Consider the following 9,775-nt stretch of genomic DNA (forward strand, 5'->3'; position numbering starts at 1 on the left):
TTTTGCGGTTGGGTGTTTCAGATGAAATCGATGGCCTTGAGGTAGTCGGCGCCGCGGCGCAGCAGCGCCGGGGACTTTTCCGGGTAGCGGGCGCCCATCTGTCGTACGCCGGTCCGGGCGTTGTCATGACGGATCATCGAGATGTCGCCGATGTCTTCCTCGAACCCGTTGAGATAGAAGCCCAGTACCCCGAACAGCGCGTTGTCGGCATCGACGCGGCCCAGTTGCCGCTGCCAGTCCGCGACGCTCACCAGGGAAAACTCACGACCGCTTTCACGGAACGACGCCACATAGGCGTCCCAGCTCAAAGGCTCGGGATTGTGCAGGTTGAACACCGCCTGGGTCGGCTGGTAGCGACTGGCGTGGAAGGCGATGAAGCGGGCCAGGAAGTCCACCGGCATCAAGTCGAAGTTGAGTGACAGGGCCGGTACCTGGCCCAACTGGATCGAGCCCTTGAGCATCAGCATCAGGCGATTCTTGTGGGGCTGGCAGACCCCGGTCAGGCTGTTGAAACTGATGTTGCCGGGGCGAAACAGATTGACCCGCACGCCACGCTCCCGGGCCCGTTGCAGGATCCGTTCGCCCACCCATTTGGACAGGTTGTAGCCGTTCTTGATGTAGATCGGCGGCGTCGCTGCGGCGGGCTGCTCCAGGACCTGGCCGTCGGCGTCCAGGGCACTGGAGGCCGACAGGGTGGAGATGAAGTTGAAGACCTTCTTGCTGCGTCCTTCGCACAGGCGCAGGCATTCGAAGATCGGTTCCACGTTGTCCCGTGCCAGCGACTCGTAGTCGAGCACGTGATTGACGTGGGCAGCGTTGTGCACCAGCGCGCCGAAGGTCTGGTCGATACGGGCATAGACGTCATCGGGCAGGCCCAGTTGCGGCTGGGTGATGTCGGCGGCATGGACGCTGACCCGGCTCAGGTCCAGGTGGGTCAGGCGGTTGTCCTGCAAGGCCTGGGCAAAACGTTCGGCGGCGCTGTGCCTGGCGGATGGACGCACCAGGCAGGCCACCTCCGTGGCACCCCAGGCCACCAAGGCCTCGACAATGTGCACCCCGAGAAAGCTGTTGGCTCCCGTCACCACCACCTTGTGCACATCCCCGCACTGGCTGATGGGCAACGGATCGATGTCCAGTTCGGCCTCGGCATCGATGAACGCCTGCGGGCTGAGGACCGATGCGCCACTTGCTCCGGGATCGTCGAGCAACTTGGCCAGGGTGATCAGGGTGGGCGCTTCGATGAAGCGATTGATCGACAGGCTGCGGCCGAACGCCTGGTGGATATTCAGCAACATCTGCGACAGCAGGATCGAATGTCCCCCCAGGTTGAAGAAGCTCTCATCGATGGCAATGTCTTCGGCAGGCAACTCCAGCAGCTCGGCCCACAGCTGTCGCAACTGTGCCTGCAGTGGGTTCTGTGGCTGTCGATGCTCTCCTGAGGACGATACCTGCACCGGCAGGGCAAGCAGGGCCCGGCGGTCGACCTTGCCATTGCTGGTGTAGGGCAGGCTGGGCAATTCGACGTAGGCGGCGGGATGCATGTAGGCGGGCAGCGTCTGTTGCACATGCTCGCGCAAGGCCTGGAGCGCGGCGCCGGGCCGGTCTTCCCGGGGATGGACGAGAAACGCCAGGATCCGTCGCCGCTCATCCACCCCCACCGCCACTTGCCGAAACCAATGGCTTTGCCGCAGGCAATGCTCGATCTCTTCCGGCTCGACCCGGAAGCCGCGGATCTTCACCTGGTTATCGCGCCGGCCGCAGAGCACGATGCCGTTGTCGGTCCACTGGCCGATATCCCCGGTACGGTAGGTGCGCAGGGTGTTCTCGCCGGGCAGTGTGAGGTCGAGGTAGCGGCCCGCAGTCAGCGCCGGGTCATTCAGATAACCCAGGCCTACCCCCGGTCCGGCGATGTAGAGCTCGCCGGGTGTGCCCTGGGGCACCGGTTGCCGGTGCTCATCCAGAATCAGCAGGCGAGCGTTGGCGATGGCCACGCCGAGGTTGCGGTTGTTGTCGCCCACGGCGAATTGTCGCGTGGTGGCGAGCACGGTGGTTTCGGTCGGGCCGTAGATGTTATGGAACTGGCACTGCGGCGCCAGGCGCTCGATCACGAACGGCTCGCAGACATCCCCACCAGTGATCAGGTGCTCCAGGCCCAGCGGTGCATCCAGCGGCATCACACTCAGCAGCGCCGGCGGAAGGAAGGCGTGGGTGACATGCTGCTCACGAATCAATGTCACCAACCGCCGCGGGTCGCGACGCTGGTCCTCGTCGGGTATCACCAACAGCGCGCCCTGGCGGAAGGTCGGCAGGATATCCAGCAACGACGCATCAAAATTGATGGTGGAAAACTGCAGGGCCCTGCTGTCTCGCTGCAACCCGACATAATCGGCGTACCAGGCACAGAAGTGGCTGAGGTTGCGATGGCTGAGCAATACCCCCTTGGGCCGGCCGGTGGTGCCGGAGGTGTAGATCGCCACGGCCGGCTCGTCGACCTCCACCCTGCGGCGGATCAGCGAGGCGGGAAAGCCAGGCCGGGACGATGGCAGTCGATGCACGTCCAACGCAGGCATCGCCAGTTCGCCCAGGTCGCAGTCGCCATCGTGCAGCAGCAGGTCGGCGGCGGCATTCTCCAGGATGAAGCGCCGCCGCTGCGCCGGGTGTTGCGGGTCCAGGGGCAGGTACACGGCGCCGCAACCGAGCACCGCGAGAATGGCCGCATACAGCGGCGCGGACTTGGGCAGGCAGACGCCGATCACCCTGGGGGAAGTGCATGGACCGATCCGCTCCAGTATCGCTTGCTGCAACCTCAACGCCAGGCTACGCAAGTCTCGGTAATCGATGAGCCGGCCTTCGACCCAAAGCGCCGATCGGGTTGCGTCATCGAGCATGCGCTGTTCGATGTCGTGCATGACCGGCACCTCGGCGGCCGCCAGCAGCCACGGCACCGCTGGACCGTTGAGCCGGTGCTCGAAGGCCAGCGCCTCCAGCATATCGAGGCCGTGCAAGGGGGACTCGACGGTATCGGCCGGGGCCGTCGACCAGTGAGCGAAGCAGGCTTCGTCCCGTGACAAATGGCTGACCAGGCGCGCCGCGTGTTCCACTACCACGGCCACTGTGCGCAACCGCAACGACTGGCCGTTGCCCGAGCTTTCCGGGGCGACGACCTCCCGGCATAACGGACGCTGCCCGGCGTCGAGAAACACCACCACCGGTTGCGGCAGGACTTCGCCGGGCACGGCCAGTAACGCCATCCGCACGTGAAGGTGCGAACGGGCGGCAATGGCGCCAGGCACGGTCGCATCGTCGATCAACAGGTCGACCGCGCCAGGGTCGGCCGGAGATTGGAAGTGGACGACACCGTGGCCGTGCAATTCAAGTTCGCGGGCCAGTTCGGCCATGGCCAGGCTGGTGCCAGACACTGCGATTTCGAGACGTCTCATCGGCTTCTCCTCATGGGGTCAGGTAGTCGGCCAGGGCCTCACGCACGCAGGGCGAGGCGAGCATCGAGCTGCCGCGGAAAAACCGCGTGATGTTGCCCACCAGCGGGTGAAAGCGATTGATGGGATAGGCCAGTGCGCCGGCCTCTTCGCGCAGCGACTGGCGCACGGATTCGTCGACGGGCAGGTGAGCGATCAACTCGAAATCGAAGGCCTGCTGCAGGTCGCTCGCCAGGTATTGGACGATGAAGCCGGGCATCAGGCGCGCGATCGCTTCGCGGTCTTCTTCGCAAGCGGTGCGCCAGTACATCTGCACCAGTCGCGTCCAGAAACCCGAGTGCCGGCCTTCGTCCAGCAGGTGATCGGCCATCAGTCCCTTGATCGACGCCTTGACCGAATCGTCCCGGGCGAAGGCTGCCACGTCGTTGGTCACGGTGTTTTCGGCAATGGCGATACAGATCAGCTCCACGGCGCTGAGCAAATGCCCGGGCGCCTGGGCCAGGGTCGCCGGTATGGCGCGACTCAACTCGATCTGTGCAGGCAACGGGATCGGTTCTATGCCGGTCATGTCGATGGTCTGCTGCATGAAATCCATGGCCACCAGCGCGTGATAGTCCTCGTCCACCACCACCGTCATCGCGTCGTAGCGGCAGGCGAACGGGAACTCGATGCCGAAACGATTCTTGGCAATGCGCCGGGCGGTGTGGTCCACCAGTTCAGTCTCGAAGATCACCACATCGTTGATGAATTTGTAGAGACTCTGCACCAAGGCAAAGTCGCGCAATTGCGGGCAATGACTGAGAAAGGTCTGGCTGTGCACCAGCGGTTGACGACTCATGGGAAAAATCAACTTGTCGTCGTTTTCCACCCAGCGTCGAGGCCGGGTGCGGATCGTGGCGCGGGTTTCCCAGGCGTCGGCGAAGGACTGGTACTGGACCGCGCTCATGGCATCACCTGCGCGACCGGTTGGGTCATGCTTTCGTGCAAGCCGTCCCACAAGGCCGCACGGCTGTGAACCGCGGCGAGCGCGGCGGACAGCACTTCGGTCTCGCGCTGCGGGTCGCCGTCGATCAGCCGGGCCAGCAGTTTTTCCGCGGCCGGGCCGTGATCTTCCGAATCCACCTCGATGTGCCGTTGCAGGTAATAGCGAAACGTCGGCGCCTGGTCCAGGCCAATGCCCCAGTCGTCCAGCATCCGCTGGAACATTTGCGGGATGACGCTTTCACGACCGTGTACGAACGCGGCCGCCACGCTGTGGGCCGGGGCGTGCAAGGCGGTATGCAGGGTCTGGCGGACGAACCGCGCCGCCGCTGGCTCCACCTCGACACTGTCCAGCGCGGTATCGGGATTGACGCCTTCCTGTTGCAAGGCAATGAATCGCTCGATCGCCCGGGTGTCCGCACCGACCTCACGCATGGCGTCCAGGTACAGTTCGAAATGGCTGCAATAGCCCGCCCCCGGACGATCGTCCGATTCTTCGCCCAGGACGATCTCGTTGATCAGCCGGGCGGCATGGGGGTCGGCGGGTGGCAGCCAGGGTAGCTGGACGCAGGTCAGTTCCCGTTGCAGCCGCTTGGTCAGCGACATGAAGTCCCACACGGCAAACACGTGACTTTCCATAAAGCGGCGCAACAGGTCGATTGAAGTTATTTCGGAAAAAACCGGATGTAGGCCAAGTTCACGTTTCTTCAGGATAAGTTGCTCTTTGGTTGGCTGCATTGGAACGTCCTCATCAATGATGTTTGACCGGAAGGTGGCTCGAGATTTAATCAAGGCGAGCGGGTGCCTGAACCGGAGTCCATGAATAACTAAAGTGTTCGCAGTAATTGCGTGCTGCTGGCTTTGCGGCCTTTGTTTCTGGTTTCTCTGTGAGGTTTTTCAGCGTCGATGGAAGCGCGACGTAGAAAAAACTAATACACGAAACAAGTAAGCGGCAAGAACTTTTTTAATTATTTTAAGTTGTACTTTTATTGGGTGCGAGTAGTGCTTGTAAAACTTTTTATATAAGTTTTATTGGGGCGAAGAAGCTCCTTCCGATTTATAGCGATCAGAATCGAATAGTTCGAGTGAATGCCTCACCCGGAGCACTTCAGGGGACAGGGAATAAGAAGTTTGGGTTTTTAAGGGCCGGAAGTCGTTCGGACATACGATCCTCCCGCCGGTTGGGCGACGCTCCTTGCGTGGTGGCTTCGATTCGCCTGGCTGACGCCGGGCGCTGACTTCTTCAGGTCTGTTTTTTGAATCGACAAACGCAAGAGTGAGCCCAAATCGGCGGCAGTGCCATTGGGCTGGTGCGACGATGAGGCGCGGCGACGGCCAAGCCCGTCAGGCAGGCGGCAAGACGGGTAGGAGGGATGTGTAAGAAAGTGATACGTCGATGGCTTGGCGGGTGAGGTCAGTCCTGCGACTGCTCCAGGTACCGTCGGATGGTTACGCAGGCTTTTTCCAGATGGTGCTCCAGCAACGCCACCGCATGGTCGATATCCTTGGCTGCCGCCGCCTCGAGCAGGGCACGATGATCGTCCTGGGTCAGCTTGCCCAGCCCCATCGAAGACAGGTGGAAGCGCAGGAAACGCTCTTCTTCATTGAGCTCGCGCTCCACCAGGTCCAACAGCTTGCTGTTGGGGGCCTTGTGGTAGAGCGACATGTGGAACAGCCGGTTGAGCCGGCCGATTTCGGCGTGATCGGTTTGCGCTTCCAACTGGTCGATGTATCGAGCGGCCTGGGCCAGGTCGTCGGCGTCGAGCAGCGGGATCGACAGGCGCAAGGCGAAGGCTTCGAGGACTGCGCGCAATGCATAGGTCTCGATGGCATTGTTGGTGATCAGCGGGGCCACCACGGCGCCCTTGTGCTGGACCACGTTGAGCAGCGATTGGGCCTCGAGCTGGCGCAATGCCTCGCGCACCGGCATGCGGCTCACGCCGAACAGGTCGGCCAGTTCCTGCTGGCGCAGGGCGGTGCCACGGGGCAGGCGTCCATCGAGAATGGCCTCGCGCAGGGAGCCTTCGATGATCGAACGTGCCTGGGCCGCAGGGACGGGCTTGTTCACCTGGATAGTGCTTAACGGCTTGGGCTTCTGTGTCACGACAACGCACCCTGGCTGGTAGTAACGAAATTGGATCCAAGCCAACACTAGTTACAGTTTCTCATGCCGTCAAAATCTGACGGCTCCGGTTCCTGAACTAAAGTTTAGCGTGCCTGGGATGATTTCACCCTGCCATTGTCTTTTCCCGGGCCAGGCTGCACCATCCAACGAATTTCCCCACGGCCCTTTTCCGGACGTATTTCCCTTGGCTGCACCTTCCACAGTCCTCAGGTCCTTGCGCTGGTTGTGTTCGGCATTGTTGCTGGCCGGCCTCATGCTGGGTGGCCTGCGGGCCGACTGGGACTTCGCCCAGATCAGCCGGCGGGCCCAAGGGTTGTACGGGCCGCTGGGCGAAGGACAGCAACGGATCGATGCCTGGCAACAGCTGCTGGCGACCCAGAAGCAGATCCCGGAACTGGAACAGCTCAAGGTGGTGAACCTGTTCTTCAACAAGCAGGTGCGCTACGTGGAAGACATCGACCTGTGGCGTGAAGTCGACTATTGGGAAACCCCCATCCAGGCCCTGTGGAAGGGCGCCGGCGATTGCGAGGACTACGCCATCGCCAAGTATTTCAGCCTGCGCCATCTCGGGGTGTCCAGCGACAAGCTGCGCATCACCTACGTCAAGGCGCTGCGGCAGAACCGGGCACATATGGTACTGACCTACTACGCCACCCCCGATGCCATGCCCTTGGTGCTCGACAGCCTGATCGACGGCATCCAGCCGGCCAGCCAGCGGACCGACCTGCTGCCGGTCTACTCTTTCAATGCCGAAGGGCTATGGCTGCCGGGCACCAAGGGCAACAAGAAAGTGAGTGACACCAAGCGCCTGTCCCGGTGGCAGGATGTGTTGAAGAAAATGCAGGCCGAAGGTTTTCCGGTCGAGACTAACTAGGAGCGCGCGCTCAGATGTCCTTGTTCAAACAACTGTTGATCGCTATCTGTCTGTTCCTGGTGGTCGCCTTCAGCGGCAGCTTCATGGTCAGCCTGGAGAGCTCGCGGACCCAATACGTCAATCAGCTGCGTTCCCATGCCCAGGACGCGGCCACGGCGCTGGCGCTGTCGTTGACACCGAACATCGACGATCCGGCGATGGTGGAGCTGATGGTCAGCTCCATCTTCGACAGCGGTTATTACGCCAGCATCCGCGTGGTCGACGTGGCCACCGACAAGACCCTCGTCGAGCGCACCGGCGTGCCGGACGCCGGCAGCGTGCCGCAGTGGTTCGTCAAGCTCATCGGCCTGGAGCCGGCCGGTGGCGATGCCATCGTCAGCCGCGGCTGGGAGCAGGCGGCGCGGGTCGAAGTGGTCAGCCACCCGATGTTCGCCCTCGCCAAGCTCTGGCAGAGCGCCCTGGGCAGCCTGGGCTGGCTGTTGCTGTGCGGCGCCGTGAGCGCGGTGCTGGGGGCCTTGCTGCTGCGGCGTCAGCTCAAGCCCCTGGACTACATGGTGCACCAGTCCCATGCCATCGCTCGTCGCGAGTTCCTGAGCCTGCCGGAGCTGCCGCGTACCCCTGAATTGCGTCGCGTGGTGCAGGCGATGAACCAGATGGTCGAGAAGCTCAAGGCGCTGTTCGAGGAGCAGGCCGAGCGCAGTGAAAAACTGCGGGTCGAGTCCTACCAGGACAACCTGACGGGCCTGGCCAACCGGCGTTATTTCGAGATGCAGCTCAATGCCCGGGTGAGCAATCCGGAGCAGGCCAGTTCCGGTTATCTGCTGCTGCTGCGGGTCAAGGACCTGGCCGGGCTGAACCAGCGACTGGGCGGGCAGCGTACCGACCAACTGCTCAAGGCCGTGGGCGAACAATTGCTGCGTGAGTGTGCCCGCTACCCTGAAACCCACAACCTGGTGACCCGCATCCGCGGCGGCGAATTCGCCGTGCTGGCGCCGGGCCTGGTACGTGAAGAGGCGCTGCAGCTGGCACAGAATCTCGAAGCGGCGTTGGCAAGCCTTCACGCCACCGGCGCGACCGACGTGGCGTCGGTGGCCTCCATCGGGCTGGCGCCGTTCGTCCACGGCGATTCGCCACAAGCGGTGCTCCAACTGGGCGACCAGGCCCTGGCACAGGCCGAAAGCCAGGGTGAACCCGGTTGGGCCTGTCTCGAACACAGCGCGTCGGCCAGCGTCGGTGACGATCACCATGCCTGGCACACGCTGCTCGACCAGGCGTTGAGCAATCAGCGGTTCGAGTTGTATTTCCAGCCGGTGGTGGCCGCCCAGGACACCCAGCTGGTGCTGCATTACAAAGTGCTGTCACGGCTGCTCGACGACCAGGGCCAGACCATCCCGGCCGGGCGCTTCCTGCCTTGGCTGGAGCGTTTCGGCTGGACTGCGCGGCTGGATCGCCTGATGCTCGAACAGGTGCTCAAGCAGATGGCCGGGCACGAGCAAGCCCTGGCATTGAACCTGTCCTCCGCTACCCTGGCCGACCCCCAGGCACTGAACAGGATCTTCGAGATCCTGCGCGCCCATTCCAACCTGGGGCCGCGCCTGACGCTGGAGATCGGCGAAGAGCAACTGCCCGAGCAAGCGGTGCTGGAACAACTGACCCGACGCCTGCGCGAACTGGGCTTCTCCCTGAGCCTGCAGCGTTTCGGTGGACGGTTCAGCATGATCGGCAACCTGTCGCGGCTGGGACTGGCCTACCTGAAAATCGACGGCAGCTACATCCGCGCCATCGACCAGGAAAGCGACAAGCGTCTGTTCATCGAAGCCATCCAGCGCGCCGCCCACAGCATCGACCTGCCCTTGATTGCCGAGCGGGTGGAGACCGAAGGGGAACTGGCGGTGATTCGCGAGATGGGGTTGTTCGGCGTGCAGGGGCAACTGGTGGGCGAACCCCGGCGTTGGGTGTGATCCTGAACCACTGATCGTTCCCATGCAGAGCAAGGAAAGGATCAGTCAGCCCGGCTAGATCAACCCTTTCTCATCGTCATCGATCAAGCGGCTCAGCCCGCCCAGCGCTTCCCGGGCCTGGTTGCGGTCCATCAGCTTGGCCTGGGCCGCCGGCGGCAGGTCGGTGACGCGGATGACGCCCTTGGCTGTCAGGACCTGGATCAGGTCGTCGAGTACCCGAATCATCTCCAGGTCGCTCTGCTTGAGTTGCTTGAGGCTGTTCTCTACCGCCTGGTTGGCGAACCAGTCCTGGATCTCGTGATTGTCGGCCGGCAGGGTTTCGGTGGCCTCGGCATAAGCGCTGGCCTCCACGCGCACCAGCAGGCCTTGTGCATCGCGTTGCACATAAAACATCGGG

The 9,775-nt window shown here is 62.8% G+C and carries 7 protein-coding genes; 2 read left to right on the forward strand and 5 right to left on the reverse strand.

Annotated features, from left to right (window positions below):
- Positions 1–17: 17 nt before the first annotated feature.
- The 4 genes from AC1M7R_RS12195 to AC1M7R_RS12210 all read right to left on the reverse strand — a co-directional run bounded on the left by AC1M7R_RS12195 (position 18) and on the right by AC1M7R_RS12210 (position 6,522).
- Positions 18–3,440: an amino acid adenylation domain-containing protein gene (locus AC1M7R_RS12195; protein WP_490610429.1), complete on the reverse strand. Its 3,423-nt coding sequence runs from the start codon at positions 3,438–3,440 to the stop codon at positions 18–20.
- A gap of 10 nt (positions 3,441–3,450) precedes the next feature.
- The gene (locus tag AC1M7R_RS12200) at positions 3,451–4,383 is read right to left on the reverse strand and encodes a diiron oxygenase (RefSeq protein ID WP_072398988.1); all 933 of its coding nucleotides are present in this window, start codon (positions 4,381–4,383) and stop codon (positions 3,451–3,453) included.
- Positions 4,380–5,156 carry a DUF3050 domain-containing protein gene (locus AC1M7R_RS12205; protein ID WP_072398989.1) on the reverse strand — a complete coding sequence of 259 codons (777 nt, stop codon included), beginning with the start codon at positions 5,154–5,156 and terminating at the stop codon, positions 4,380–4,382. The genes AC1M7R_RS12200 and AC1M7R_RS12205 overlap by 4 nt, the downstream gene beginning before the upstream one ends.
- Before the next feature lie 676 nt (positions 5,157–5,832).
- Positions 5,833–6,522, reverse strand: a complete 690-nt coding sequence (locus AC1M7R_RS12210; protein ID WP_072398993.1) for a GntR family transcriptional regulator — start codon at positions 6,520–6,522, stop codon at positions 5,833–5,835.
- A 274-nt stretch (positions 6,523–6,796) separates the two neighbouring features.
- On the opposite strand from AC1M7R_RS12210, the gene lapG reads away from it, so the two are divergent.
- Entirely contained in the window at positions 6,797–7,417 is a 621-nt protein-coding gene (lapG, locus tag AC1M7R_RS12215) for a cysteine protease LapG (RefSeq protein ID WP_442961962.1), read from the forward strand.
- Positions 7,418–7,431: 14 nt separating this feature from the next.
- Complete coding sequence (lapD, locus tag AC1M7R_RS12220; RefSeq protein ID WP_072398991.1) at positions 7,432–9,378, forward strand: cyclic di-GMP receptor LapD; 1,947 nt, start codon at positions 7,432–7,434, stop codon at positions 9,376–9,378.
- Positions 9,379–9,432: 54 nt separating this feature from the next.
- Here lapD and AC1M7R_RS12225 read toward each other — a convergent pair whose 3' ends face one another.
- The gene (locus tag AC1M7R_RS12225; RefSeq protein WP_072398992.1) at positions 9,433–9,771 is read right to left on the reverse strand and encodes a tryptophan synthase subunit beta; all 339 of its coding nucleotides are present in this window, start codon (positions 9,769–9,771) and stop codon (positions 9,433–9,435) included.
- Positions 9,772–9,775 lie beyond the last annotated feature (4 nt).

Source organism: Pseudomonas sp. MS01C9 (assembly GCF_058202755.1).